A 25,177-nucleotide genomic window follows, 5' to 3' on the forward strand; every position below is an offset into this window, starting at 1 on the left:
ATGGCGCAAATGACAATGATTCAAGCAATCACTGATGCGTTACGCACAGAACTGAAAAACAATGAAAACGTTCTGCTTTTCGGGGAAGATGTAGGCGTTGCCGGAGGCGTATTCCGTGCAACTGAAGGCCTTCAAAAAGAATTCGGTGAGGACCGCGTATTTGACACGCCACTTGCTGAATCCGGTATCGGCGGTCTCGCTCTCGGTTTAGGCCTGCAAGATTACCGTCCTGTTATGGAAATCCAATTCTTCGGATTCGTATATGAAGTAATGGATTCAATCTCAGGACAAATGGCTCGTCTCCGCTACCGTTCCGGCGGACGCTGGACTTCTCCGGTGACAATCCGTTCTCCATTCGGCGGAGGGGTTCATACACCTGAACTTCACGCTGACAGTTTGGAAGGCCTTATCGCTCAGCAGCCGGGTATTAAAGTTGTTATCCCTTCCACTCCTTACGATGCAAAAGGACTGCTGATTGCCTCTATCAGAGACAATGATCCGGTTGTTTTCTTAGAGCATATGAAACTTTACCGTTCTTTCCGTCAGGAAGTTCCTGAGGAGGAATACACAATCGAGCTTGGCAAAGCTGATGTGAAACGCGAAGGTACTGACCTTTCTATCATCACATACGGCGCGATGGTTCATGAGTCGCTTAAGGCTGCTGAAGAGCTTGAAAAAGAAGGCGTTTCTGCTGAAGTTATCGACCTTCGCACTGTAAGTCCGCTTGATATTGATACGATTATTGCTTCTGTTGAAAAAACAGGCCGCGCAATTGTCGTGCAAGAAGCTCAAAAACAAGCCGGCATCGCTGCCAACGTTGTAGCTGAAATCAATGACCGCGCGATTCTGAGCCTGGAAGCTCCGGTTCTGCGTGTTGCGGCGCCTGATACAGTATTTCCTTTCTCGCTTGCTGAGAGCGTATGGCTTCCAAACCATAAAGACGTTCTTGAAACTGCGAAAAAAGTTCTTGAATTTTAATCAGGCATCATAAAAGACGGTAAAGAGAGTCCTTTTCTCTATATGAAGGAGTCTGTTTACTAGGTTCAATGCTTGCGAATGCATAACTAAAATTTGCTTAATCAACTAGGAGGTCGAAAACTGTGGCATTTGAATTTAAACTTCCGGATATCGGGGAAGGTATCCACGAAGGCGAAATCGTAAAATGGTTTGTTAAGCCGAACGACGAGGTAGAAGAAGACGATGTTCTGGCTGAAGTGCAAAATGATAAAGCAGTGGTAGAAATTCCTTCACCTGTTAAAGGAAAAGTATTAGAATTAAAAGTTGAAGAGGGAACAGTTGCAACTGTTGGACAAACGATTATTACGTTTGACGCACCTGGTTACGAAGATCTTCAATTTAAAGGAAGCCATGATTCAGGAGATGCGAAAACTGAAGCTCAAGTTCAGTCGTCTGCTGAAGCAGGGCAGGATATCTCTAAAGAAGAGACTCCTAAAGAGCCTGCAAAAGAAACCGGCGCAGGACAGCAGGACCAAGCGGAAGCTGATCCGAACAAACGCGTGATCGCGATGCCTTCCGTACGCAAATATGCCCGTGAAAAAGGCGTGGATATCCGTAAAGTAACAGGTTCAGGCAATAACGGACGTGTTGTAAAAGAAGATATCGACAGCTTTGCAAATGGAGGAGCGGCTCAAGAAGCGGCACCGCAAGAAACAGCTGCACCTCAGGAAACAGCTAAACCTGCAGCGGCTCAGGCTCCTGAAGGCGAATTCCCTGAAACACGCGAAAAAATGAGCGGTATCCGTAAAGCGATCGCGAAAGCAATGGTGAACTCTAAGCATACTGCACCGCACGTAACTCTTATGGATGAAGTTGACGTAACAAATCTTGTTGCTCACCGCAAACAGTTCAAACAAGTTGCTGCTGATCAAGGCATCAAGCTGACTTATCTGCCTTACGTCGTCAAAGCATTAACATCCGCTTTGAAAAAATTCCCTGTTTTAAACACATCTATTGATGATAAAACAGATGAAGTGATCCAAAAACATTACTTCAACATCGGAATTGCAGCGGATACCGAAAAAGGCCTGCTTGTGCCGGTAGTGAAAAATGCCGACCGTAAAGCCGTTTTCGAAATCTCTGATGAAATCAACAGCCTTGCTACAAAAGCGCGTGAAGGCAAGCTTGCACCTGCGGAAATGAAAGGCGCTTCTTGCACGATCACAAATATCGGTTCTGCCGGAGGCCAATGGTTCACACCGGTTATCAACCACCCAGAGGTTGCGATTCTCGGCATCGGCCGTATTGCTGAAAAAGCGATCGTCCGTGACGGTGAAATTGTAGCTGCTCCTGTCTTAGCTCTTTCTCTCAGCTTTGACCACCGTATGATTGACGGAGCAACTGCACAAAATGCGTTAAACCACATCAAGCGTTTACTGAACGATCCACAACTTATTTTAATGGAGGCGTAATGTTATGGTAGTAGGAGATTTCCCTATTGAAACAGATACTCTTGTGATTGGTGCGGGACCCGGCGGCTATGTAGCTGCCATCCGCGCTGCTCAGCTTGGACAAAAAGTAACAGTCGTTGAAAAAGCAACTCTTGGAGGCGTTTGTCTGAACGTCGGCTGTATTCCTTCAAAAGCGCTCATCAATGCAGGCCATCGTTACGAGAATGCAAAACATTCAGATGACATCGGAATCACTGCTGAGAACGTAACGGTTGACTTTACAAAAGTCCAAGAATGGAAAGCTTCTGTTGTAAATAAGCTTACCGGCGGTGTTGCAGGTCTTTTAAAAGGAAATAAAGTGGACGTTATAAAAGGGGAAGCTTATTTCGTAGACAGCAACTCTGTCCGTGTAATGGATGAGAACTCTGCGCAAACATACACATTTAAAAACGCAATCATTGCTACCGGTTCTCGCCCTATCGAATTGCCAAACTTCAAATATAGCGAACGCGTTCTGAACTCTACAGGCGCACTTGCGCTTAAAGAAATTCCGAAAAAGCTCGTTGTTATCGGCGGCGGATATATCGGAACTGAGCTTGGAACAGCGTATGCGAACTTCGGAACTGAATTGGTTATTTTAGAAGGCGGAGATGAAATTCTTCCTGGCTTCGAAAAACAAATGAGTTCTCTCGTTACCCGCAGACTGAAGAAAAAAGGCAACGTTGAAATCCATACAAGCGCCATGGCTAAAGGCGTTGAGGAAAGACCTGACGGCGTAACAGTTACATTCGAAGTAAAAGGCGAAGAAAAAACGGTTGATGCTGATTACGTATTAATCACTGTCGGACGCCGTCCGAACACTGATGAGCTCGGCCTTGAGCAAGTCGGTATCGAAATGACTGACCGCGGTGTCATTAAAACAGACAAGCAGTGCCGCACAAACGTACCGAACATCTACGCAATCGGTGACATCATTGACGGACCTCCATTGGCTCACAAAGCGTCTTACGAAGGTAAAATCGCTGCGGAAGCTATTTCAGGAGAGCCGGCTGAAATCGATTACCTCGGTATTCCGGCGGTTGTATTCTCTGAGCCTGAACTGGCTTCTGTCGGTTACACTGAAGCACAGGCGAAAGAAGAAGGCATTGAAGTCGTTGCAGCTAAGTTCCCGTTTGCAGCCAACGGACGTGCGCTGTCTCTTAACGAAACTGACGGCTTCATGAAGCTGATCACTCGTAAAGAAGACGGTCTTGTAATCGGTGCGCAAATTGCCGGCGCAAGCGCTTCTGACATGATTTCTGAATTGAGTCTGGCGATCGAAGGCGGAATGACTGCTGAAGATATCGCAATGACAATTCACGCTCACCCGACATTGGGCGAAATCACTATGGAAGCTGCCGAAGTAGCAATCGGAAGCCCGATCCATATCGTCAAATAATAATGTAACAAAGAAACAGCCCCCGTTTGTAAAAGCGGGGGCTGTTTTTATTGTGCAAGCACATGCTGCATAGGTTTGATGATATCCTCTTTTTTCTTTACGGATCCCTCAATCTTCATGACCACATGCCGATGATTGATCACCATCAGCGCAGGGAACGTGTTGATTTCCTCTTCCCATCCCTTTCTGTTGTCATAAACCTTCATTTGATCGACATGATGGGGATATTTCTTTTCTAAATCAAGGATCGCATCGTAATAAGGCACTTCTTTATCTATATGATTTTCATCGGAAAAAAACAAGATTTGAGTGTGATGAATGCTGTCGATCCGGTTTTTTGTGAATGGACTGACAGTAGAAACCGAACAGCTTGACAGAACGAACAGCATCAAAAAAAAGGGAATCACCGTACGGTAGCGCATCTATCTTACTCCTCTGTTTTATATAATATATTGGTTCATCCATTTATAAGGACTATATCAAGTGTATCACGAGAGGTGAAAAACCTAAGGCTTGTTACTGAATTGTTATATAATTGAAACCGTTTTTAATGAAGAAATAATACGTGTGACAACTTGCGCAGCCGATGTGTAAAAAAGGCACATTGTTTTTCGTGAGAGCGCTGTTTTTTCGTTATACTGAGGGCAAAACCATATCAGGAGGGATTGTCATGTATAAAGCCGCTGCAGCCGTCATATGTATGTGCTTACTCGCCGGCTGCCAATCAAATGAAAAGATGCAAACAAACAAACCCCATTCTCAAGCCGCGGCCAATCACGCCAAACGGGAAAACCACCATACAAAAGAGGAAAAACAGAAAAAACAAAAGGCGGAGCCCCGTTACTATATCAATCCGAAAAGTTTTTCTGTGGAAAAAATGGATGAACAGAAAGAGAAAAAACCGATCGCATTGGTAACGATCGATGACGCGCCTGATCAGCATGCCGCTGAGATTGCGGACAAACTGCACGATCTCAATGCATCAGCGATCTTTTTTGTAAACGGACATTTTTTGAAAAAAGATGAAAATAAGAAAGCGCTTAAGCATATTCATGAGTTAGGTTTTATGATCGGAAATCATACAATGACTCATCAAAACTTAAAAGATCTTTCCGAACAAAAACAACGGGAAGAAATCATTGGCGTCAATAAAGCGGTTGAAAAGGTAATAGGAGAGAAGCCCGCATTTTTCAGGGCGCCTTTCGGAAGCAATACAGACTACAGTGACAGACTTATAAAAAAAGAAGGTATGGTGAAAATGAACTGGACCTTCGGGTATGATTGGGATCAGAAATATCAATCCAAAAAAGCGCTTACCGATATCACACTGAACAGTCCTTATCTGCGGGACGGGGCCAACATATTGATGCATGACCGGAAATGGACGGCGGAAGCCATGCCGGACATTGTAAAAGGATTGCGTCATAAAGGATATACTGTAATTGACCCTCGAGCTATAAAAAGACCGTAAAAAATAAATGTGTTATACAATTTATCGGTTGACATATTAAATGTGACATAATAATATAATAACAACAAGTGAAAATTAAGCGTTTTCAAATTCTGAGAAATGGGGAATGACAGATGGGTACAATTGTTTGCCAAGACTGTAACGAAGCGATTCATTACTTTGAGGATGAGAAGGTCACGACGTTATACGGAACATGCTGCGGACAATGCCAGTGTCATCTTGAAGAAGAGTAAAAAGCGTAAAAAGGCCCGAAACGATTTCGTTTCGGGCTTCTTTATGTTTATTGGATGGCTTTTTGCTCTTTGATGACTCTGATCATTTCAAGCGTTGCATCTTCGGGACCCTGCACAGGAAGGCCGGCGTCCAAGTTTTTAAAAATGTAGCTGATATTTTCTTCAGTAATGATCTCACCCGGAATAAAGATCGGAATTCCCGGCGGGTACACCATGACAAACTCTGCGATGATCCGTCCCGCGGATTCTTTTAACGGAATGACTTCTGTATTTGCGTAAAACGCGTCTCTTGGCGTCATCGCTAACAGAGGAATTTCAGGAAGCAGAACTTCGGTTTGCTGATGAGCATAGTCATTGTCGGAAGCCTGCTTTGAAATGTCTGTAAGCGCGCTTACAAGACGGTCGGCATCTCCCGCTCTGTCGCCGGGGGTGAAAATACATAAAATATTATACAAATCGGACAGCTCGACTTCGATATTATATGATTCGCGGAGCCATTTTTCAACGTCATGACCCGTCAGGCCGAGGTTTTTGACCGAAATGATTAATTTAGTCGGATCATAACTGAATGCAGCTTTAGACCCTGTGATTTCTTCGCCGACACAGCGGATGCCTTCAATTTGATTGAGACGTTCCCGCGTCTGATCCGCCAGCAGAATCGTATCTTCAAGAAGATCGCGGCCTTCTGTAGCGAGGCGTTTTCTTGCGACATCAAGTGAAGCGAGAAGCAGATAGGATGTTGACGTTGTCGTCAGCATGCTTAAAATCGACTGTACTCTTTCTTTGGAAACAAGACCTTCTCTCACATTTAAAATGGAGCTCTGCGTCAGGGAGCCTCCCAATTTGTGCACGCTTGTGGCTGCCATATCAGCGCCCGCCTGCATGGCGGACAGAGGAAGCTTATCATGAAAATGAATATGCACGCCGTGCGCTTCATCGACAAGCACAGGCACATCGAAAGAATGCGCGAGCTTTACAATGCTGCTCAAGTCCGCTGCCACACCGAAGTACGTCGGATTTATGACAAGCAGGCCTTTTGCGTCAGGGTGCTCCTTCAAAGCCCGCTCGGCGGACTCAAGCGTAATGCCGTGAGAAATTCCGAGCTCATCGTCAATTTCCGGGTGTATAAAAATCGGCACCGCTCCGGAAAATACAATGGCCGACATAATGGATTTATGAACGTTTCTCGGGATGATGATTTTATCTCCGGGTCCGCATACGGCCATGACCATCGTCATAATGGCGCCGCTCGTCCCTTGAACGGAAAAGAAGGTATGGTCTGCGCCGAATGCTTCCGCGGCCAGATCCTGGGCTTCTTTAATGATGCCTTTTGGCGCATGTAAATCATCCAGGGGTTCGATATTAATTAAATCTATACTTAACGCGTTTTCTCCGATAAATTGTCTGAATTCCGGATCCATTCCCGCGCCTTTTTTATGGCCCGGAATGTGGAATTGGACAGGCTGTCTGTCCGCGTGCTTTTTCAGTCCGCTGTACAGGGGTGTTTCATGTTGCGGCAATTGTTTTCCCACCTTTATCATAATACCTACGGATTAGTTTGTATTACATTCAGTTTTATTACCCGTTTTTTAAACGTAAAACAAATGAATTATATTATGAACTTGAAAGAAAGTAAAGAACAATTTATGATCTATGGAAGATGCTTATTTTGAGCATGATTATAAAGGAGTGAAGACATTTGGAATATCAATATCCGATGAATGAGGACTGGACGACAGAGGAGGCCGTGGATGTCATTGCTTTTTTTCAGCAGGTGGAAAACGCCTATGAAAAAGGAGCTGACCGGGACAGACTTCTGAATACGTACCGCCGCTTTAAAGAAATCGTTCCCGGGAAGGCGGAAGAAAAGAAAATCTGCAGCCAATTTGAAGCTGACAGCACCTATTCCCCGTATCGGACTGTGAAACAGGCGAAACAATCAGATCAAGCGATTATCAAAATGTAGACAAAGCGAGCCGGCAATCGGCCCGCTTTTTATGTTATGAGACTTTCTGAGTCAGTGTGTATAAAAAGGAAAGCTTCCTAAAAGCATCTTCAATGGTTTGCAGGAACTCATTGTTGTTCATGTTGATCACGTCTTCTTTTTGCAGCTGAATGCCGCACAAAAGCTCTGCTTTTTTCACTGTCTGCAGGCGTTCAAATAATGTTTTCAGCTGCTCCTGATCCATGTCGGACTGCTTGTACGCACCTGGCTTCGTATGATCCGGCGACCATACAAAATGACCGGGAATCTGTTTTGTGATGTCCTCCTGCTTCGCTTCCAGCAATCTGCCGTATTCCTCTTTTATCGGAGATTCATAAATGATGGCAAACCATACAAACATATGGGTGTCCCATAAACCGATCTGAAAGTGAGGGAGTTTCTTATACCCGCGTTTGCTGTTGGCAAAGGCAACCCAGCTGTCAGCCGGCGGGTTGACAGATCTTCTCGCGTGCTTGGCGACATGCGGGAACATTTCATCTCCTGTCAATGCTGACAATGTCGGTGCGAAATGCTCTCCTAACAAGGTCAGCTTTGGACGGACTTGTTCTTTTAACACCTCCATGCGCGGATCTAAACCTTCTATTGTAAATGTATCGAAGTCTTCTTTTGTAAAACGCATCTGAGTCATCTTTTTCCTCCTTATCGTAAGTATTCATATTTTACCACAGCCGCCGCCGGCCGCAAAAACATTGAGAACGTTTGAGCTGGGAGGATTGGTGGTAAAAAACGAATAGGTAAACACACAATTTTAAGAATGTTGTTACAGCCGAATATAAGTTTCCATACGATATAAGAAGTATCATTAATAAATTGGAAAAATGGGATGCTTTTTTAACAAATGATCTCTGGAAGGGGCGAAAGACAATGAGGCAAGTGGTGAAGGAAGGATTCAGGGAGGAAAAAAATAACCGTGTAGCTGTCTGGAGACTAGAGGTTGATTATGAATTGGCAACCCTGTATGAGGCCATGCAAAAAGAGAATGCAGATCAAATCGATCTCAGCAAAAGAAAACTGGAACGTCTCAGAAAAGAATGGATTCGGCTTAACGGATAAAGAATAGTAAAAACGAACCGCAGGAAATGGTTCGTTTTTACGTGAGAAGGCATTTTTTTCATTTTCCTTGCTTTTTCATCGCCTTTATCAGTATGCTATAGAATAAGCTATACATAGAAAAGAGGTACACGGTATGACAAATTGGACGGAAATTGATGATATCGCAAAAAAGTGGGTAAAAGAAGCCGGAACGAGAATCAGACAATCCATGCAGGAAAGCTTGACGATTGAAACAAAATCAAATCCGAATGATTTAGTCACAAATATTGATAAAGAGACGGAGCGCTTTTTCATTGACCGTATACAGGGAACTTTTCCCGGACACCGGATTCTCGGAGAAGAAGGGCAGGGAGATAAACTCCGCTCCCTTGACGGAATCGTCTGGATTATTGATCCGATCGACGGAACGATGAATTTTGTCCATCAAAAGCGGCATTTCGCGATCTCCATCGGCATCTTTGAAGACGGAAAAGGCAAAATCGGCTTAATTTATGATGTGATGCAGGACGAGCTGTATCACGCATTCAGCGGAAAAGGAGCTTATCTGAACAATACGCCGCTTGCTCCTTTAAAAGAAGCTTCCATTGAAGAAGCCATTATTGCAATCAATGCCACATGGGTGACGGAAAACAGAAGGATTGACCCGAGTATTTTAGCGCCGCTCGTAAAACGGGTCAGAGGAACGCGTTCCTACGGTTCGGCGGCACTTGAGCTGGCCAGTGTTGCGGCCGGCCGCATTGACGCATACATTACGATGAGGCTCGCGCCGTGGGATTACGCTGCCGGCTGCGTGCTGCTGAACGAAGTCGGGGGCATTTACACGACCACAGACGGCGAACCGTTTACGTTTTTAGACAACCACAGCGTGCTTGCGGGCAACCCGGCAATACATAAAATTATTTTTGACGACTATTTACATGCTGACAGGTAGAGATTTTGAAGAAGAAGATCTCGGGTTTCTGGAGCAGCTGGCGGCATCACACCCGGTGTGGAAAAACGAAGAGTTCGGAACAAAAAATGCGGCGGAGTTTATGCTTTCATACTCTATGTACAATGGAACGTGGCTCGTATGGGAGATTGACGGCGCTCCTGCCGCCGTCAGTTTTCATTTGGAATGGGCCCCTTCAAACGGAAAACCGTGGCTCGGAACCGTGGCCGTCGCTCCGGAGACAAAAGAGAAAGGAATCGGACGCGCGGTCATTGAAGAGATTGCGGGCCGGCTGAGAGGGGAGCATAAAGCAATGTTTTCAGCCGTTCCTCTGGACAGGCAGGGATGGGTTTTGTTTTTAAGCCAATGCGGCTTTGAACAGCTCAAGCTTGAAAAAGACGATCGGGAAAAGACATATATGATCATGGTGAAGCCATTGTGAAATGTTTCAGATATAAAAAAGAGACCGGATTTCTCCGGTCTCTTTTCTTGTTTACAAACCGACCGCATTCCAGGCCGCTTCTACGCTTGCAGCGTCTTGAGAGCCGTAAAGGTCCCGCGCTGATTGAATCAAAGCTGCTTTTGCATCTTTAAAGTTTGATGACGGAGTGAGATATACCGTTAGTGCGCGATAGTAAATCTGCTCCGCTTTTTTCACGCCGATTTTTGTAATCGTGTTGTAAGCGGCTTTGTTCGGAATTCCGCTGTTTGTATGCACGCCGCCGTAGTCGCCGGCATCAGTGTTCGGAAGGTTTCGATAATTTTTGTAATGGTCGGGCTGTCCGTATTTTGTCGGAGTGGATAAACTGCGGAGAGCCGGCTGGCTGACCGTAATATCTTCACCGATATCCCAGTCCTCAGTATCGTTGAAGTATCCGAATACATCAGAGAAGGATTCGTTTAAAGCGCCCGGCTGATTTTCATAGTTCAGGTTGGCTGTTTCCTGTGTAACACCGTGTGTCATTTCATGGGCCGTTACGTCCATTGAACCGGAAAGAGGCGAGAAGAATGAGCCGTCACCGTCACCGTAAATCATTTGGTCGCCGATCCAGGCCGCGTTATTGTATTTGCTGCCGTAATGAACGGAAGATACGATTTTGCCGCCTTTATTGTCGTAGCTGTTGCGTTTAAACGTCTGATAGAAATAATCGTATACTTTGCCGAGATTGTAATGCGCATCAACGGCAGCGCGCTGAGAAGAAGTTGTGAACTGGTTTGTAGTGCTTGATACGAGCGTGCCCGGCAGGTTATATTGTCGGTTTTGCAGATCGTACGTAATAATTTGCGTTCCGGTAGGTTTAGAAAGATCACGCATTACATATTTGCCGCTTTCAGAAGAAATATTTAATGAGACCGTTTTTCCTTTAAGAGTCGTACCTGTTCCGGTTGCAGCGGCATGCTCCACTTTGTTTTGCTTTTTCAGGACTTTCCCTGTTTCCGCATCAACGGTTACTTCCCAGTTAGCTGGTTCCGGTTCGATGTAGCGGATGGTTACATCATAGGCGAGGCGGTATTTACCGTCTTTTGTGGCCGCTGCTTTCAGCTCGGCTTTGTTTTTGTTTGCAACGTTGCCGTTAGAGACGGCTTCAGGTGATTTGCCGATTGCTTTAAAAGCATGATCCAGCGCCTGATTTGCAGATAATTTTTTGCTGTTTGCCGTTTTGGCAGAAGCATCGTTGTTTAATTCACCGTTAATCGCATAGACATTGTTGGATTTATCGACGTGAATAATGACTTGCGAGTCTTTCACAGGCACACCGTTAACGACAGGCACATAACGGAAGTGCTTGTAGCCGAGATCATCAGTCGTGTGGTCAATCAGCTTCAGTCTCTCAGAAGGGTTGCCTTTGAAGACTTTGCCGTTTTGTTTCAAGTATTGCTTAATTGCTTTGTCACTGACTGAAGGCAATTCAGATTGCACCAAAGAATGCTTCGGCACAAAGTTCGTCAGGTTTTCTTTAAGCTGAGGATTCTCAGCGGCCTGAACACCCGGAAGACTGATGGTTAAACTCATAAAGGAAGCGGCGACAGCAACAGACAATTTCTTACCTAAACCCACAATAAATCCCCCTTTTTGAAAATAATGAAAACTTATATTGTTATAATAAACCAGCATTCTCTCATTCTGCAATATAAAACTAGACTCCGCTGATGAATTGATAGAATCGTCCCGGAAAGGCTTCCGGCGGCCAGCATCGAGGGATAAGCCGAGAGGCACGTGTTGAATCAGACATGAGTCGAATGATGCGATTTATTCTGAAAAAAATGACAAATGAAGTCGGGAAAAATGATAGGGGAAAAATGTTCCGATCTGTAAAACTTTTTTTATAGCCGTTTGTCTAAACGGGTGAGGCCTTAATAAACGAAAAGGATTGTTTCAGATGTCAGAGATTTTCAGTCATTTTATTCAGCATTTCGACAAATATTTCAAGAGCTGTCTTACGAAGAGATTGCTGATGTTTTGGACTGGAGTCTTTCGAAGGTGAAGAGCACCCTGTACAGGGCAAGAATGCAGCTGAAACAGCACTTGGCGGAAAAAAGGAAGGACGGACAGATATGACTTGCTGTTTAGTGAGAGATTTACTCCCTTTATATATTGAAGGCGATTGTGAAACAGAAACGGAGCGGTTTATTTCCCGCCATCTTGAATCATGCGGTAAGTGCGGGAGTTTATATCATATGATGAAGGAGCCGCTTGACCTCGGCAGCCCTGAGATGAAGGCGCCAGCTTGTTATGCAGAAGAAGAAAGGCGGTTTAAGGAACGGTATTACGGGAAACTGCTGATAAAAGCAGCCTGTATGTTCGGCGCTGTTTTCTTTATCATGCTGATCCTTAAACTGCTGATTTAAAAAAACGCCCGGCTGAATGACCGGGCGTTTTATCCGTTTACTCAGCCGGATGAAAGGCTGTATAAATGCCTTCAAGTAATTCCTGGGGCAGTGAATTAAAGAATCCGGCACACAGCTTTGCTTCTTTTTTTCCTGCTCCTGCTTTTTCAGCAAGGTCCTGATCAAACGTATACACACCGTCTTCTTCAATCAGTGCAGATTGAAGGATATGAAGACTTTGGGAAAAAGCGGTGAACAGCTGATCAACGATAAGGGCCTCTTTTTCCGTAAAGCCGAGCTCCACCGCTTTTTCTTTATTAAATGTATATTCGCCGTCCGTTTTCTCAATACATTGGGAAAGAACGGTTAAAAATTCGGTTGAACTGTCCCACAGCTTTTGAATGATCTGGGCTTGTTCTTGATCTAATCCCAATTCAACCGCTTTTTCACCGTCAAAATAATAGACACCGTCTTTTTCGTAAATCGATTGGCTGATGATGTCAATGAGTTTTGCCGCGTTTTTCGGTGTTTTCTCTGCGGAAGTCTGCAGGACATGCGGTTCATTTGCCTGGATCGTTTTTGCACCGGCAGAATCAAGCGGACTGAATGCAAGCAAGGCGGCTGAGGCGGTTGCGGCGGCAGTTACAGCGGTTTTCTTCAAAAAAGATGTTTTCATTTCATTCTCTCCTTGTCATGTGTATTTGCTTACAGCCACAAGTATAAAAAGACAATGATGGAATTGATATAGGAGGTATGGTATTTTCTGCATAACGATGCCGGACTATTTCAGACTTCATTTTCTGAGGGAATCTGCTGATGTAACTAGAGTGGGGGCCGTCATTTCCGGCTTCCTGACTAGGCGGCGGGGGAGATAAGCCTTACATCTAAAGCCTGTTTTGAGGATGTAAAAAAGCCTGAATCTTTGATTCAGGCTTCATAAGATATTGTGCTTTCCATGTTTACGGAATTTTGCAAAGGGTCATGCTTTTAATCAAGCAGTCCCTGTTCGCGCATTTTTTTCTTTACGGTGAAACCGCTTCCCATCATGGCAATAACGAGAACAATGCTTCCGATGATGCCCCATGCGCTTTTCTCAGCGATTGATACGCCGATCAGCATCATGCTGAAGACTGCTGCGAATGCAAATAATAATAAGAGCCAATTCAATTTTTTCATATTTCCATCCCCTTTAACGTCATACTTTCAGTTTACAGAAAAACGTAACGCTTTTAAAGAGGATGTGTGGTATAATATGAAAGTTATCTAATTTTTTTAGGAGATGAAAATGTGAAACTTCGAAACGATCTTCGCAACATCGCGATTATTGCCCACGTTGACCATGGGAAAACGACTTTGGTAGACCAATTGCTTCACCAAGCCGGAACATTCCGTGCCAACGAAAATATTGCCGAACGCGCAATGGATTCAAACGATCTTGAACGTGAACGCGGTATTACAATTCTTGCGAAAAATACTGCGATTAACTATAAAGATACACGCATTAATATTTTGGACACTCCGGGACACGCCGACTTCGGCGGAGAGGTAGAACGGATTATGAAAATGGTTGACGGCGTTCTGTTAGTCGTTGACGCATATGAAGGCTGCATGCCGCAAACCCGTTTTGTACTGAAAAAAGCCCTTGAGCAGAACTTAAATCCGGTTGTCGTCGTAAACAAAATCGACCGTGATTTCGCCCGCCCGGAAGAAGTCATTGATGAAGTGCTTGATTTGTTCATCGAGCTTGACGCAAACGAACAACAGCTTGAGTTCCCTGTCGTCTACGCTTCTGCGATTAACGGAACGGCAAGTCTGGATCCGAAAAAGCAGGACGAAAATATGGAATCACTGTATGAAACGATTCTTGAACATGTCCCTGCCCCGGTAGATAACGCCGAAGAGCCTCTTCAATTCCAAGTGGCGCTGCTTGATTACAATGATTATGTCGGCCGTATCGGTATCGGACGCGTTTTCCGCGGCACGATGAAAGTGGGTCAGCAGGTTTCATTGATGAAACTTGATGGAACGGTAAAATCATTCCGCGTAACGAAAATCTTCGGTTTCCAAGGATTGAAACGCGTGGAAATTGAAGAAGCGAGAGCGGGAGACCTCGTTGCCGTTTCGGGCATGGAAGACATCAACGTCGGTGAAACGGTTTGTCCGGCTGACCACCATGAGCCGCTGCCGGTTCTGCGCATTGATGAGCCTACGCTCCAAATGACATTTGTTGTAAACAACAGCCCGTTTGCAGGCCGTGAAGGCAAATATGTCACAGCCCGCAAAATTGAAGAGCGTCTGAACGCCCAGCTTCAAACAGACGTCAGTCTTCGTGTCGAACCGACTGCATCACCTGACGCATGGGTTGTTTCAGGACGCGGTGAGCTTCACCTGTCCATTTTAATTGAAAACATGCGCCGTGAAGGCTATGAGCTTCAAGTGTCTAAACCTGAAGTTATCATTAAGGAAATCGACGGCGTAAGCTGTGAGCCTGTTGAGCGCGTACAGATTGACGTGCCTGAAGAGCATACCGGTTCTGTTATGGAATCAATGGGTGCGAGAAAAGGCGAAATGCTTGATATGATTAATAACGGAAACGGCCAGGTCCGCCTGATCTTTACCGTACCTTCACGCGGACTCATCGGCTATTCTACTGAGTTTCTGTCACTGACACGCGGGTTCGGTATCCTGAACCACACGTTTGACAGCTATCAGCCGATGCAAAAAGGCCAAGTCGGAGGCCGACGTCAGGGTGTGCTCGTTTCCATGGAAAACGGAAAAGCGACATCTTACGGAATTCAAGGTATTGAAGACCGCGGCGTCATCTTCGTTGAGCCTGGAACAGAAGTATATGAAGGCATGATTGTCGGCGAACATAACCGTGACAATGACCTTGTCGTCAATGTCAGCAAAATGAAACAGCAGACAAACGTCCGTTCCGCTACGAAGGATCAAACGACTACGATTAAGAAAGCGCGCATTATGTCGCTTGAAGAATCACTCGAGTACTTAAACGAAGATGAATACTGTGAAGTAACGCCGGAATCCATCCGTTTAAGAAAGAAAATCCTGAATAAAAACGAACGTGAAAAAGCGGCGAAAAAGAAAAAAACAGCAGGAATGTCTTAATCACTTGCAGAATTTGAAGAGGTAGAACCCGAACGGAAAAGGGGAGGGGGATCCTTTTGAATGAAGTAAGTGAACGGCTGTCGTTCTTTGCGGCTCTTTACCAAGTGGATGAGCATCCGCTGACGGGAATGTGGCTGTTATACGGAACGATCGTCGTGCTTTCGGTGATTGTATTTAAACTCGGCTTTGCCAAACGGCTGCCGATGTTGAAGGCTGCGGCAGTTTATCTCTTTCTCGTGCTCGGCTGCACCGTACTGACTTTTTTCGGTGTGTTTCTGCCGGTCGGAGAAGGGCTTGTTGTCGCCGCCTTGATTTTGATCATTTACAAAATCCGTCTGCACCAGTCCAAAAAAAGCCAGTCAGCTAAACCGCAATAAAAAAATGACCTTGCCTTCCGGCGGGTCATTTTTTATTCGGTTTATTTTTTTAGTTTATCTTTTTTCGCTTTTTGTCCGGGATGAAAGGAAAAGTGGCCGGTATTCAGCCGTGCCTCCGTTTTGACTTTGATTCGGTCATGGCATTCCCGGCACATATATGTATGAATCGGACGATTGCGGAGGCGTTTGGCTGTCAGTGTTTCATCATCAATTTGTTCGATTTTGTCGCAAATGGAACATTTTACTCTCATTGATTTTTCACCTCTTTCACTATGACAAGCATTATATCATGGATGCCCCTCCTGCCAAAGGGAAAGAAAGCAGCGCCCTTCCTTTGGAGCGGGCGCTGCTTTTTACCGGCGGTTTTTCATATGATGATCCGATTGATCGTTCTGTTCGTTCTGCAGCTTGTTCTGGTCTCTTTGGTTCAGCTGATCATCATTCGATTGAGTCGGTGATTCTTTTTCATTGTCGGTCACATCATTCGGGACTTCCGGCATGACACGACCGACGATGGCGGCAAGTTCGTCCAAAATGCCTGAAACGGGGCGGCCGGCCTTAATGTCGCTGCCCATGCCTCTCAGACGGGAAACCGTATCAGGATCAGCCACGACAACGGCATTGGCGCCGTAAGGATCGTTTTTTAACGCCTGGGCAACCGTGTATTTAATGCTCTCCACTTTGCTTCTTTCTAAATTGTCATCCACATCGATACCGACAACGGAGTATCTTCCGAGTACAACCGCGGTGGCATCTGAAATGCCGGGGATTTTTTCGGTTACCTCGACGAGATGCTTAGCGATGTCTGTCCGGCCGGGATTTTCAGCTGTCTCAGGAGCCGTATTTTTCACATGGATCGGTTTTGCATCGCGCTGATCGGCTGATTCGTTCTGAATATTACGGCCGCGGCCGTCCTGTACAGCAGTGCAGCCGGTAAGGATAAACAAGGCTTGTATGATAATGAAAAGAATTCGCACGTCAGATTTCCTCCTTGAATGCTTTCATTTATTTTATTGTTGAATTAACCTTCTATCTTTATTCACAAAATCATATATTTTAGCAGGCATCCCCGTTATTCGCGGAAAGAGAAGCACACGATGGGCTTTGATCCTTATTTCAGGAGGCTGAGACTTGAGTAAAATTTATGTGTTAGATACGAATGTACTTTTGCAGGATCCTAACGCCATTTTTTCCTTTGAAGAAAACGAAGTTGTCATCCCCGCCGTCGTGCTGGAAGAGGTCGATTCAAAAAAGCGGTATATGGACGAGGTCGGGAGAAATGCGAGGCACGTATCTAAGCTGATAGACGGGCTCAGGGAGAAAGGAAGGCTGCACGAGAAAGTTCCGCTTGAAAGCGGAGGAACGCTCAGAATTGAACTGAACCACCGGTCATTTCACCAGCTCCAAGAAATTTTTATCGAAAAAACGAATGATAACCGCATTTTGGCGGTGGCAAAAAATTTAAGCCTTGAGGAGGAAACGAAAGAAAACGGCCGCCTCGTCATCCTGGTCAGCAAAGATGTGCTTGTCAGGGTAAAGGCGGATGCCATCGGGCTTTTGGCGGAGGACTTTTTAAACGACAGAGTCGTTGACCATGATGAAATATATAGCGGGTACAAAGATATATTTATGAATAAAGAGCGGTTTGCCTCGTTTTATAAAAATAAACAAATTTCAGTCAAGGAGCTCCAGCAGCATCAGGTTTATCCGAATCAATTTGTGCTGATGAAAGATGAATTAGGAGGATCTTCGTCTGCGGTCGGCATGACAGATAAGAAAGGCGAGACCGTAAAAAGACTCGTTTTCGATGATGAGCACGTATGGGGTATCAGGCCGAAGAACGTTCAGCAGACAATGGCGCTTGAACTCCTGCTGAGGGAAGATATCCCGCTTGTCACCCTGATCGGAAAAGCGGGAACGGGAAAAACCTTGCTTGCTCTCGCGGCAGGGCTTCTGCAGACGGAGGATCTCGGGATTTATAAAAAACTGATCGTCGCGCGTCCCATCGTCCCGGTGGGAAAGGATATCGGATATTTGCCGGGCGAAAAAGAGGAAAAGCTCAAGCCGTGGATGCAGCCGATCTTTGATAATCTTGAATTTTTATTCAATGCGAAAAAGCCGGGTGAACTTGAAGCGATTTTGGCAGGAATCGGATCGATTCAGGTGGAGGCGCTGACATACATTCGGGGAAGAAGCATTCCGGATCAGTTTATTATTATTGATGAGGCTCAGAATTTGACGAGGCACGAGGTCAAAACGCTTTTGACACGGGTGGGAGAGGGCAGCAAAATTGTCTTGATGGGCGATCCGGAGCAAATAGATCACCCATACTTAGACAGTTTAAACAACGGACTTGCTTATGTTGTAGAACGGTTTAAAGAACAAACCGTCTCCGGCAGCGTGAAGCTTGTGAAAGGTGAGAGATCCGGCCTTGCACAGCTTGCCGCCGATTTGTTATAAAACTTCGATTTCTGTGACGCCCGTTATCGGTTTTTCAAAGTCTCCGTCCACGTAAAAATGGACCGGGCCGCCGTCTTGAAGGGGTTTCCCCGCATCGCTGAAATGCGCGATTGCGTCCATCGCCTTTTCGAGCGGCACTTCGGTTCTTTCTGATTTTGAAATAAATGCGCACAGGACAGCGCTTTCTTTCGGCTCGGCATTTGCTAAAACAGCGCCGAGCTTCATGGCGAAGCTGCCGTTCATCAGTCTTTCTTTTTCATAACGTTTTTCGCTTTTTAAAGTCGGCGGCGAAATGCGCCCTTCTCTGATCACCCGTTCCGGATCAAGCGTATGCTCCTGGGTTTCTGCAGAGCCGTCCGGATGAACGGGCTGATTTTTTTCAAACGGAAACTTGCGGTCATCGAAAATCCAGACACTCGGATCAATTGTAATCGGGTATGTAACATTGCCTTTTACTTGAATAACGCACATGGTGAAGCCCCCCTTTACTTAAAGTATAAAAGTTTTCGCATGAATTGTCACTTTGCGTCGCAAATTAGATGTATACAACGGCAGCGAAGTGAGGGTGATCGACATGGTATGCCGGCATTACCAAGAGCTGGACGCATTAGTTCAGGAAGCGAAAAAAAGAACCGAAGAAGGCAAAGTGGCAGACTATATTCCGGCTCTGGCTGAATCTGAACAAGACAGCCTTTCGGTCACGATTTATCATGCGGAAAATACATGTCTGACGGCAGGAGACGCCGACCGGACATTTACGCTGCAGAGCATTTCGAAAGTGCTTTCTCTGGCGCTCGTACTGATGGATTACGGAAAGGAAAAGGTGTTCAGCTGCGTGGGTCAGGAGCCGACCGGCGACCCGTTTAATTCCATGATTAAGCTTGAAACAGTGAATCCGGGCAAGCCTTTAAATCCGATGATTAATGCAGGGGCTCTCGTCGTTACGGGCTTAATTAAAGGGCATTCGCCGAAAGACCGCCTGGATTACCTGCTCGGATTCATCAGAAGACTTGCGAATAATCAGGACATTACATATTGCAGCCATGTCGCGGAATCGGAATTCAGTTCATCCATGATTAATCGGGCCATGTGTTATTACATGAAGCAGTATGACATTTTTAAAGGCGATGTTGAAGAGGTCATGGATTTGTATACAAAACAGTGCGCGATTAAGATGAGCAGTCTGGATTTAGCCAAAATCGGCTGTGTATTCGCCCTTGACGGCAAGCACCCGGAAACCGGGGAGCAGGTCATTAAAAAAGATGTGGCGAGAATCTGCAAGACGTTTATGGTGACATGCGGCATGTACAATGCGAGCGGGGAATTCGCAATCAAGGTTGGCATTCCCGCTAAAAGCGGCGTTTCGGGAGGAATCATGGGCATTTCGCCGTACAACTTCGGAATCGGTATATTCGGCCCGGCGCTTGATGAAAAAGGCAACAGCATCGCGGGTGTGAAGCTTTTGGAAATCATGTCTGAGAAATACAGGCTGAGTATTTTTTGAAACATTTTTTATCATAACATCTGCTTAAATCCTCTTGCAATTTCACCTGATACCCTTTATGATAAATAGAAGAATTAGGTACTCGCCTGGGGAACGGAGGGATACTTTTGGCTTCAGAGATTATAGTTGACCATCAGCAGAAAGCATTCGAGCTGTTGAAGTTAGATGCTGAGAAGATTTTGAAGCTGATCCGAGTACAAATGGATAACTTAACGATGCCTCAATGTCCTCTGTATGAAGAGGTCTTGGATACTCAGATGTTCGGACTGTCGAGGGAAATCGATTTTGCTGTCCGCCTGGGATTAGTTGACGAAAACGACGGCAAAGAGCTGCTGGACAGACTTGAAAGAGAACTGTCTGCTTTGCATGACGCGTTTACAGGAAAATAAATGATCAAACTCAAACTATTCAACGGTTTGGGTTTTTTTATAACCGTAAACCGTTTTTTTGCATCTTCTTTTCGTAAGACGGTCTCTTAATCTGCATTTCATCCGAAAAACTATAAAGAAACTGCGTAAATTGTTTATGAATTATAGTAAAATATAATACGCTATAGGTATTAAACGTAAGCTTTAAGCAGGAAAGAGGATGTTATGTTTAAAAGAATGTTAAAATCTTACGATTATTCATTGATATGCGCTATCATTCTGCTGTGCTGTTTCGGATTGGTAATGGTATACAGCTCAAGCATGATTACCGCCGTTATGCGTTACGGCGTGAGCAGCGACTATTTCTTTAAACGGCAGCTGTTCGCCGTCATCGCGGGGTTTGTGCTGTTTATCATCGCGGCCGTTTTTCCGTACAAAGTGTTCGCCCATCAAAAGATTCAGAAATTCATACTGCTTGCGTCAGTGGCTGCGCTTTGCGCGCTGTTTGTTTTCGGACATGTTGCCGGAAACGCGCAAAGCTGGTTTAAAATCGGCGGAATGGCCATTCAGCCGGGGGAATTTGTCAAGCTGACCCTGATACTGTACCTTGCCGCGGTATACGCAAAGAAACAAAGCTACATCGATCAGCTTTTGACGGGGGTTGCTCCGCCGGTGATCGTCACCGTAGTTATTTGTGCGCTTATCGCCATTCAGCCCGACTTCGGAACGGCGATGATTATCGGTCTGATCGCGTTTTGTGTCATTATGTGTTCGGGATTCAGCGGAAGGACCCTGCTCAGGCTGGTTCTCATGGCGGGAATCGTATTGCTCCTTGTCAGCCCGATCATCTATCTGAAATGGGACGATATTTTGACACCCGGTCGTATGAGCCGGTTTGAAAGCCTTGAAAATCCATTTAAATACGCCAGCACATCAGGCCTGCAGATTATAAATTCGTATTATGCGATCGGCTCAGGCGGTTTTTTCGGTCTCGGTCTTGGAGAAGGCATTCAAAAATACGGTTATCTGCCTGAATCGCATACAGACTTTATTATGGCGGTTATTTCAGAGGAGCTCGGCATTTTCGGCGTCCTGTTTGTCATTGTGCTGCTGGCTTTTGTCGTGTTAAAAGGTTTTTATATTGCGAGAAAATGTGAAGATCCGTTCGGGAGCCTTTTGGCAATCGGGATATCCAGCATGATTGCGATTCAGACTTTTATCAATCTCGGCGGTGTCAGCGGCTTAATTCCGATTACAGGTGTTCCGCTGCCGTTTATCAGCTACGGGGGCTCATCAATGTTGTTGTTATTAATGAGCGCCGGTATATTGGTGAATGTCAGCATGCATGTCAAGTACTCAGAAAAGAAGAAAAAGAGGGAGCCCGTTCCGTCTAAGGGGGTAAAAAGACGGCAGACGGAAAAATCTGTGTATCTCTAAAAAACAAGTGTATACACAGGACGGATATTCCTTTATTATAAACTACATATTTATTAGGCCAAGGGGGAGAAAAGTTTGTCACAACAATCCATCCAAAAAGTGTTAGTAGCAAACAGGGGAGAAATTGCGATTCGGATTTTCCGGGCGTGCACAGAATTGAACATCAGAACGGTAGCCGTTTATTCAAAAGAAGATTCGGGCTCCTATCATCGCTATAAAGCGGATGAAGCTTATCTTGTGGGAGAAGGCAAAAAACCGATTGATGCGTATCTTGATATTGAAGGGATTATTGAGATCGCCAAAAGAAACGGTGTTGATGCCATTCATCCGGGCTACGGATTTCTCTCTGAAAATATCCAATTTGCGAGACGCTGTGAAGAAGAGGGCATCGTATTTATCGGACCGACGTCAGCGCATTTGGATATGTTCGGAGATAAGGTAAAGGCGAGGGAGCAGGCAGAAAAAGCCGGCATCCCCGTTATTCCGGGGAGTGACGGACCGGCTGAAACATTAAAAGATGTCGAACAATTCGCAAAAGTCCACGGATTTCCGTTTATTATTAAAGCATCGCTCGGAGGCGGAGGCCGCGGAATGAGAATCGTCCGAAGCGAAAGCGAATTGAAAGAATCGTTTGAACGGGCCAAATCAGAAGCGAAAGCCGCATTCGGAAACGATGAAGTGTATGTTGAAAAACTGATCGAAAATCCTAAGCATATTGAAGTTCAGGTGATCGGAGATAAAGAAGGCAATGTCGTCCATCTGTATGAGCGGGACTGTTCCGTTCAGAGACGCCATCAAAAGGTCATTGAGGTGGCGCCGAGTGTATCTTTGCAGCCTGAATTAAGGGACGAAATCTGTGAAGCGGCTGTGGCGCTTGCGAAAAATGTCGGCTATATCAACGCGGGGACCGTGGAATTTCTCGTAGCGGGCGGTGAATTTTACTTTATTGAAGTGAACCCGCGTGTGCAAGTGGAGCATACGATTACGGAAATGATAACGGGGGTTGATATCGTTCAGACGCAAATCCTCGTGGCGCAGGGCCACGGACTGCACAGCCGTGCCGTCAATATCCCTGAGCAGAAAGACATTTTTACAAACGGGTATGCGATACAATCACGTGTGACCACTGAAGATCCGCTGAATGACTTTATGCCTGACACGGGTAAAATTATGGCTTACCGCTCAGGCGGCGGCTTCGGCGTCCGCCTTGATACGGGAAACAGCTTCCAGGGCGCCGTCATCACGCCTTACTATGATTCACTGCTCGTCAAGCTGTCGACATGGGCGCTGACGTTTGAACAGGCATCAGCAAAAATGGTCCGCAACCTGCAGGAATTCAGGATCAGGGGCATTAAGACCAATATTCCATTTCTTGAAAACGTGGCAAAGCATGAAAAATTCCTGACGGGCCAATATGACACATCGTTTATCGACACAACGCCTGAGCTGTTTGTTTTCCCAAAACAGAAGGACCGCGGAACAAAAATGCTTTCCTATATCGGCAATGTCACGGTGAACGGTTTTCCGGGAATCGGGAAAAAAGAAAAACCTGCATTTGATAAGCCTCAGACCGTTACGTTAGGTATCGAAGAAAAGCCGGCAAGCGGTACGAAACAGATCCTTGACGAAAGAGGCGCTGAGGGGCTTGCAGACTGGGTGAAAGAGCAAAAATCCGTGCTCCTGACCGATACAACGTTCAGGGATGCCCATCAGTCTCTGCTTGCAACCCGGATCAGATCCAATGATTTGAAAAAAATCGCGAATCCTACGGCTGCCCTGTGGCCTGAACTGTTCAGCCTTGAAATGTGGGGAGGCGCGACATTTGATGTAGCGTACCGTTTCTTAAAAGAAGACCCTTGGAAACGCCTTGAAGATCTTCGCAAAGAAGTGCCGAACACATTGTTCCAGATGCTGCTTCGTTCATCAAATGCCGTCGGTTATACAAACTATCCGGACAATGTCATCCAAAAATTTGTCCGGCAGTCAGCGGAGTCAGGTATTGACGTATTCCGGATCTTTGACAGCCTGAACTGGGTAAAAGGGATGACGCTGGCCATCGATGCCGTCCGTAAAACCGGAAAAGTGGCGGAGGCCGCGATTTGTTACACGGGAGATATTCTTGATAAGACCCGGACGAAATATGATTTGCAATATTATCTTTCTATGGCGAAAGAGCTTGAGGCGTCTGGTGCGCACATTCTCGGTATTAAAGACATGGCCGGTCTTTTGAAACCTCAAGCCGCATACGAACTTATCTCAGCGCTGAAGGAAACGATTGATATTCCCGTTCATCTTCACACGCATGATACGAGCGGCAATGGCGTCTTTCTCTATGCCAAAGCTGTTGAAGCGGGTGTGGACATCGTGGATGTCGCCGTCAGCTCAATGGCGGGTCTGACTTCACAGCCGAGCGCAAGCGGATTTTATCATGCCCTTGAAGGAAACAGCCGCCGTCCTGAAATGGATGTCCGGCAGGTGGAAAGACTGTCGCAATACTGGGAATCCGTTCGTCAGTATTACAGTGAATTTGAAAGCGGGATGAAGTCTCCGCATACTGAGATTTATAATCATGAAATGCCGGGCGGCCAGTACAGCAATCTTCAGCAGCAGGCAAAAGGAGTCGGCCTCGGTGATCGCTGGAATGAGGTGAAAGACATGTACAGCGTCGTCAACCGCATGTTCGGCGACGTCGTGAAAGTAACACCTTCTTCCAAAGTCGTCGGAGATATGGCGCTTTACATGGTGCAAAACAATTTAACAGAACAAGATGTTTATGATAAAGGCGAAACGCTTGATTTTCCGGATTCAGTCGTTGAGCTCTTTAAAGGGCAGATCGGCCAGCCGCACGGCGGATTTCCGGAAAAACTGCAAAAGCTCGTTCTGAAAGGACAGACGCCGATCACGGTAAGACCGGGTGAGCTGCTTGAACCGGTATCTTTTGAAGGCATTAAAGAAGAATGGAAAGAAACACATCAGATGGAATTGAGTGATCAGGACGCAATCGCGTATGCTCTTTATCCGAAGGTGTTTACTGAATATGTTAAAACGGCAGAACGCTTCGGTGATATTTCCGTATTAGACACACCGACTTTCTTCTATGGCATGACACTCGGTGAAGAAATCGAAGTGGAAATCGAGCGCGGAAAAACGCTGATCGTGAAGCTTGTATCTATCGGTGAACCGCAGCCAGATGCAACACGTGTCGTTTATTTCGAATTGAACGGCCAGCCGCGCGAGGTGGTCATTAAAGATGAAAGCATTAAATCGTCCGTACAGGAAAAATTAAAAGCAGATCGGACAAACCCAAGCCACATTGCGGCATCCATGCCGGGAACCGTCATTAAATTGTTAACGGAAACCGGGGCAAAGGTGAATAAAGGCGATCATCTGATGATTAATGAAGCGATGAAAATGGAGACGACGGTACAGGCGCCGTTCTCCGGGACGATACAGCAGATTCATGTGAAAAACGGTGAACCGATTCAGACAGGCGATTTACTGATCGAAATTGAAAAAGCGTAAAAAATGAACATAAAAAAC

General features: G+C 45.7%; 26 protein-coding genes and 1 pseudogene. 18 read left to right on the top strand and 9 right to left on the bottom strand.

Annotation, left to right across the window (positions count from 1 at the left end; genetic code table 11):
• The 3 genes from pdhB to lpdA all read left to right on the top strand — a co-directional run bounded on the left by pdhB (nucleotide 1) and on the right by lpdA (nucleotide 3,846).
• Nucleotides 1–978, top strand: coding sequence for a pyruvate dehydrogenase complex E1 component subunit beta (gene pdhB, locus SB724_RS02905; RefSeq protein ID WP_003154528.1), 978 nt, complete (start codon nucleotides 1–3; stop codon nucleotides 976–978).
• A gap of 122 nt (nucleotides 979–1,100) precedes the next feature.
• Nucleotides 1,101–2,429, top strand: a complete 1,329-nt coding sequence (pdhC, locus tag SB724_RS02910; protein WP_007611173.1) for a pyruvate dehydrogenase complex dihydrolipoyllysine-residue acetyltransferase — start codon at nucleotides 1,101–1,103, stop codon at nucleotides 2,427–2,429.
• Between the two features lie 4 nt (nucleotides 2,430–2,433).
• Nucleotides 2,434–3,846 carry a dihydrolipoyl dehydrogenase gene (lpdA, locus tag SB724_RS02915; RefSeq protein WP_410570031.1) on the top strand — a complete coding sequence of 471 codons (1,413 nt, stop codon included), beginning with the start codon at nucleotides 2,434–2,436 and terminating at the stop codon, nucleotides 3,844–3,846.
• Between the two features lie 47 nt (nucleotides 3,847–3,893).
• On the opposite strand, the gene SB724_RS02920 is transcribed toward lpdA, so the two are convergent.
• Nucleotides 3,894–4,268, bottom strand: coding sequence for a hypothetical protein (locus SB724_RS02920; RefSeq protein WP_007409664.1), 375 nt, complete (start codon nucleotides 4,266–4,268; stop codon nucleotides 3,894–3,896).
• Between the two features lie 248 nt (nucleotides 4,269–4,516).
• Here SB724_RS02920 and SB724_RS02925 point away from each other — a divergent pair, with 248 nt between their 5' ends.
• On the top strand, nucleotides 4,517–5,317 hold the full coding sequence (locus SB724_RS02925; protein WP_007409665.1) for a polysaccharide deacetylase family protein: 801 nt from the start codon (nucleotides 4,517–4,519) through the stop codon (nucleotides 5,315–5,317).
• Nucleotides 5,318–5,430: 113 nt separating this feature from the next.
• Nucleotides 5,431–5,550 carry a GapA-binding peptide SR1P gene (locus SB724_RS02930; RefSeq protein ID WP_003154518.1) on the top strand — a complete coding sequence of 40 codons (120 nt, stop codon included), beginning with the start codon at nucleotides 5,431–5,433 and terminating at the stop codon, nucleotides 5,548–5,550.
• Nucleotides 5,551–5,597: 47 nt separating this feature from the next.
• Here the strand turns inward: SB724_RS02930 and SB724_RS02935 are convergent, their stop codons facing one another.
• On the bottom strand, nucleotides 5,598–7,070 hold the full coding sequence (locus tag SB724_RS02935) for an aminotransferase class I/II-fold pyridoxal phosphate-dependent enzyme (protein WP_410570034.1): 1,473 nt from the start codon (nucleotides 7,068–7,070) through the stop codon (nucleotides 5,598–5,600).
• 179 nt (nucleotides 7,071–7,249) lie between these two features.
• Between SB724_RS02935 and SB724_RS02940 the strand changes: the two genes are divergently transcribed.
• Nucleotides 7,250–7,516 carry a UPF0223 family protein gene (locus SB724_RS02940; RefSeq protein WP_032874789.1) on the top strand — a complete coding sequence of 89 codons (267 nt, stop codon included), beginning with the start codon at nucleotides 7,250–7,252 and terminating at the stop codon, nucleotides 7,514–7,516.
• 34 nt (nucleotides 7,517–7,550) lie between these two features.
• On the opposite strand, the gene SB724_RS02945 is transcribed toward SB724_RS02940, so the two are convergent.
• Entirely contained in the window at nucleotides 7,551–8,183 is a 633-nt protein-coding gene (locus tag SB724_RS02945) for a DUF1054 domain-containing protein (protein ID WP_007409668.1), read from the bottom strand.
• A 236-nt stretch (nucleotides 8,184–8,419) separates the two neighbouring features.
• On the opposite strand from SB724_RS02945, the gene SB724_RS02950 reads away from it, so the two are divergent.
• The 3 genes from SB724_RS02950 to SB724_RS02960 all read left to right on the top strand — a co-directional run bounded on the left by SB724_RS02950 (nucleotide 8,420) and on the right by SB724_RS02960 (nucleotide 9,978).
• Complete coding sequence (locus tag SB724_RS02950; protein WP_007409669.1) at nucleotides 8,420–8,608, top strand: hypothetical protein; 189 nt, start codon at nucleotides 8,420–8,422, stop codon at nucleotides 8,606–8,608.
• A gap of 133 nt (nucleotides 8,609–8,741) precedes the next feature.
• Nucleotides 8,742–9,539, top strand: coding sequence for an inositol-1-monophosphatase (gene suhB, locus SB724_RS02955; protein WP_017417710.1), 798 nt, complete (start codon nucleotides 8,742–8,744; stop codon nucleotides 9,537–9,539).
• Nucleotides 9,526–9,978 carry a GNAT family N-acetyltransferase gene (locus SB724_RS02960; protein ID WP_410570037.1) on the top strand — a complete coding sequence of 151 codons (453 nt, stop codon included), beginning with the start codon at nucleotides 9,526–9,528 and terminating at the stop codon, nucleotides 9,976–9,978. Before suhB ends, SB724_RS02960 begins: the two co-directional genes overlap by 14 nt.
• A 51-nt stretch (nucleotides 9,979–10,029) precedes the next feature.
• Here the strand turns inward: SB724_RS02960 and SB724_RS02965 are convergent, their stop codons facing one another.
• Entirely contained in the window at nucleotides 10,030–11,595 is a 1,566-nt protein-coding gene (locus SB724_RS02965; RefSeq protein WP_032874795.1) for a M4 family metallopeptidase, read from the bottom strand.
• A 366-nt stretch (nucleotides 11,596–11,961) separates the two neighbouring features.
• Here SB724_RS02965 and SB724_RS02970 point away from each other — a divergent pair.
• Together SB724_RS02970 and SB724_RS02975 are read left to right on the top strand one after the other, a co-directional pair.
• A pseudogene (locus SB724_RS02970) lies at nucleotides 11,962–12,096 on the top strand (RNA polymerase sigma factor); the annotation flags it as partial.
• Entirely contained in the window at nucleotides 12,093–12,386 is a 294-nt protein-coding gene (locus SB724_RS02975; RefSeq protein ID WP_007611188.1) for an anti-sigma factor family protein, read from the top strand. The pseudogene SB724_RS02970 and the gene SB724_RS02975, both read left to right, overlap by 4 nt.
• A 37-nt stretch (nucleotides 12,387–12,423) precedes the next feature.
• Here SB724_RS02975 and SB724_RS02980 read toward each other — a convergent pair whose 3' ends face one another.
• Both SB724_RS02980 and SB724_RS02985 read right to left on the bottom strand, forming a co-directional pair.
• The gene (locus SB724_RS02980; RefSeq protein ID WP_082997967.1) at nucleotides 12,424–13,041 is read right to left on the bottom strand and encodes a hypothetical protein; all 618 of its coding nucleotides are present in this window, start codon (nucleotides 13,039–13,041) and stop codon (nucleotides 12,424–12,426) included.
• 311 nt (nucleotides 13,042–13,352) lie between these two features.
• On the bottom strand, nucleotides 13,353–13,541 hold the full coding sequence (locus SB724_RS02985; protein WP_003154504.1) for a YlaF family protein: 189 nt from the start codon (nucleotides 13,539–13,541) through the stop codon (nucleotides 13,353–13,355).
• A gap of 111 nt (nucleotides 13,542–13,652) precedes the next feature.
• Here SB724_RS02985 and typA point away from each other — a divergent pair, with 111 nt between their 5' ends.
• Both typA and SB724_RS02995 read left to right on the top strand, forming a co-directional pair.
• Nucleotides 13,653–15,491, top strand: a complete 1,839-nt coding sequence (gene typA, locus SB724_RS02990) for a translational GTPase TypA (RefSeq protein WP_007409675.1) — start codon at nucleotides 13,653–13,655, stop codon at nucleotides 15,489–15,491.
• Nucleotides 15,492–15,547: 56 nt separating this feature from the next.
• The gene (locus tag SB724_RS02995; RefSeq protein WP_410570040.1) at nucleotides 15,548–15,868 is read left to right on the top strand and encodes a YlaH-like family protein; all 321 of its coding nucleotides are present in this window, start codon (nucleotides 15,548–15,550) and stop codon (nucleotides 15,866–15,868) included.
• A gap of 41 nt (nucleotides 15,869–15,909) precedes the next feature.
• Here the strand turns inward: SB724_RS02995 and SB724_RS03000 are convergent, their stop codons facing one another.
• Nucleotides 15,910–16,119 carry a YlaI family protein gene (locus tag SB724_RS03000; RefSeq protein ID WP_007409677.1) on the bottom strand — a complete coding sequence of 70 codons (210 nt, stop codon included), beginning with the start codon at nucleotides 16,117–16,119 and terminating at the stop codon, nucleotides 15,910–15,912.
• Between the two features lie 102 nt (nucleotides 16,120–16,221).
• Entirely contained in the window at nucleotides 16,222–16,845 is a 624-nt protein-coding gene (locus SB724_RS03005; protein ID WP_012117484.1) for a YhcN/YlaJ family sporulation lipoprotein, read from the bottom strand.
• Between the two features lie 154 nt (nucleotides 16,846–16,999).
• On the opposite strand from SB724_RS03005, the gene SB724_RS03010 reads away from it, so the two are divergent.
• Complete coding sequence (locus tag SB724_RS03010; protein WP_007409679.1) at nucleotides 17,000–18,328, top strand: PhoH family protein; 1,329 nt, start codon at nucleotides 17,000–17,002, stop codon at nucleotides 18,326–18,328.
• On the opposite strand, the gene SB724_RS03015 is transcribed toward SB724_RS03010, so the two are convergent.
• Nucleotides 18,323–18,799, bottom strand: a complete 477-nt coding sequence (locus tag SB724_RS03015) for a peptidyl-prolyl cis-trans isomerase (RefSeq protein WP_326156994.1) — start codon at nucleotides 18,797–18,799, stop codon at nucleotides 18,323–18,325. The two genes, SB724_RS03010 and SB724_RS03015, sit on opposite strands and share 6 nt — an antisense overlap.
• Nucleotides 18,800–18,902: 103 nt before the next feature.
• On the opposite strand from SB724_RS03015, the gene glsA reads away from it, so the two are divergent.
• The 4 genes from glsA (at nucleotide 18,903) to pyc (ending at nucleotide 25,159) form a co-directional block, all read left to right on the top strand.
• Entirely contained in the window at nucleotides 18,903–19,832 is a 930-nt protein-coding gene (gene glsA / locus SB724_RS03020; protein WP_038457903.1) for a glutaminase A, read from the top strand.
• Between the two features lie 107 nt (nucleotides 19,833–19,939).
• Nucleotides 19,940–20,221: an Fpa/YlaN family protein gene (locus SB724_RS03025; RefSeq protein ID WP_003154494.1), complete on the top strand. Its 282-nt coding sequence runs from the start codon at nucleotides 19,940–19,942 to the stop codon at nucleotides 20,219–20,221.
• Nucleotides 20,222–20,425: 204 nt separating this feature from the next.
• A complete protein-coding gene (locus tag SB724_RS03030) occupies nucleotides 20,426–21,637 on the top strand; it encodes an FtsW/RodA/SpoVE family cell cycle protein (protein WP_015239798.1) in 1,212 nt (403 codons plus the stop codon).
• A gap of 75 nt (nucleotides 21,638–21,712) precedes the next feature.
• Nucleotides 21,713–25,159 (top strand): pyruvate carboxylase, encoded by a 3,447-nt coding sequence (gene pyc / locus SB724_RS03035; RefSeq protein ID WP_410570042.1) that lies wholly within the window; start codon nucleotides 21,713–21,715, stop codon nucleotides 25,157–25,159.
• The last annotated feature ends 18 nt before the right edge of the window (nucleotides 25,160–25,177 follow it).

Origin of the sequence: Bacillus sp. SIMBA_031 (assembly GCF_046535225.1) — a bacterium.
In the GTDB taxonomy this organism is placed as follows: Bacteria; Bacillota; Bacilli; order Bacillales; family Bacillaceae; genus Bacillus; species Bacillus velezensis.

Bases quoted from the DNA above. Each gene is read 5' to 3' on its own strand.
- SB724_RS02930 (WP_003154518.1), top strand. From the start codon at position 5,431: ATGGGTACAATTGTTTGCCAAGACTGTAACGAAGCGATTCATTACTTT.
- SB724_RS03000 (WP_007409677.1), bottom strand. From the start codon at position 16,119: ATGAGAGTAAAATGTTCCATTTGCGACAAAATCGAACAAATTGATGAT.
- suhB (WP_017417710.1), top strand. From the start codon at position 8,742: ATGACAAATTGGACGGAAATTGATGATATCGCAAAAAAGTGGGTAAAA.
- SB724_RS02920 (WP_007409664.1), bottom strand. From the start codon at position 4,268: ATGCGCTACCGTACGGTGATTCCCTTTTTTTTGATGCTGTTCGTTCTG.
- glsA (WP_038457903.1), top strand. From the start codon at position 18,903: ATGGTATGCCGGCATTACCAAGAGCTGGACGCATTAGTTCAGGAAGCG.
- SB724_RS02985 (WP_003154504.1), bottom strand. From the start codon at position 13,541: ATGAAAAAATTGAATTGGCTCTTATTATTATTTGCATTCGCAGCAGTC.
- lpdA (WP_410570031.1), top strand. From the start codon at position 2,434: ATGGTAGTAGGAGATTTCCCTATTGAAACAGATACTCTTGTGATTGGT.
- SB724_RS02945 (WP_007409668.1), bottom strand. From the start codon at position 8,183: ATGACTCAGATGCGTTTTACAAAAGAAGACTTCGATACATTTACAATA.
- SB724_RS02960 (WP_410570037.1), top strand. From the start codon at position 9,526: ATGCTGACAGGTAGAGATTTTGAAGAAGAAGATCTCGGGTTTCTGGAG.
- SB724_RS02980 (WP_082997967.1), bottom strand. From the start codon at position 13,041: ATGAAAACATCTTTTTTGAAGAAAACCGCTGTAACTGCCGCCGCAACC.
- pdhB (WP_003154528.1), top strand. From the start codon at position 1: ATGGCGCAAATGACAATGATTCAAGCAATCACTGATGCGTTACGCACA.
- SB724_RS02975 (WP_007611188.1), top strand. From the start codon at position 12,093: ATGACTTGCTGTTTAGTGAGAGATTTACTCCCTTTATATATTGAAGGC.
- SB724_RS03015 (WP_326156994.1), bottom strand. From the start codon at position 18,799: ATGTGCGTTATTCAAGTAAAAGGCAATGTTACATACCCGATTACAATT.
- SB724_RS02950 (WP_007409669.1), top strand. From the start codon at position 8,420: ATGAGGCAAGTGGTGAAGGAAGGATTCAGGGAGGAAAAAAATAACCGT.
- SB724_RS02925 (WP_007409665.1), top strand. From the start codon at position 4,517: ATGTATAAAGCCGCTGCAGCCGTCATATGTATGTGCTTACTCGCCGGC.
- SB724_RS03030 (WP_015239798.1), top strand. From the start codon at position 20,426: ATGTTTAAAAGAATGTTAAAATCTTACGATTATTCATTGATATGCGCT.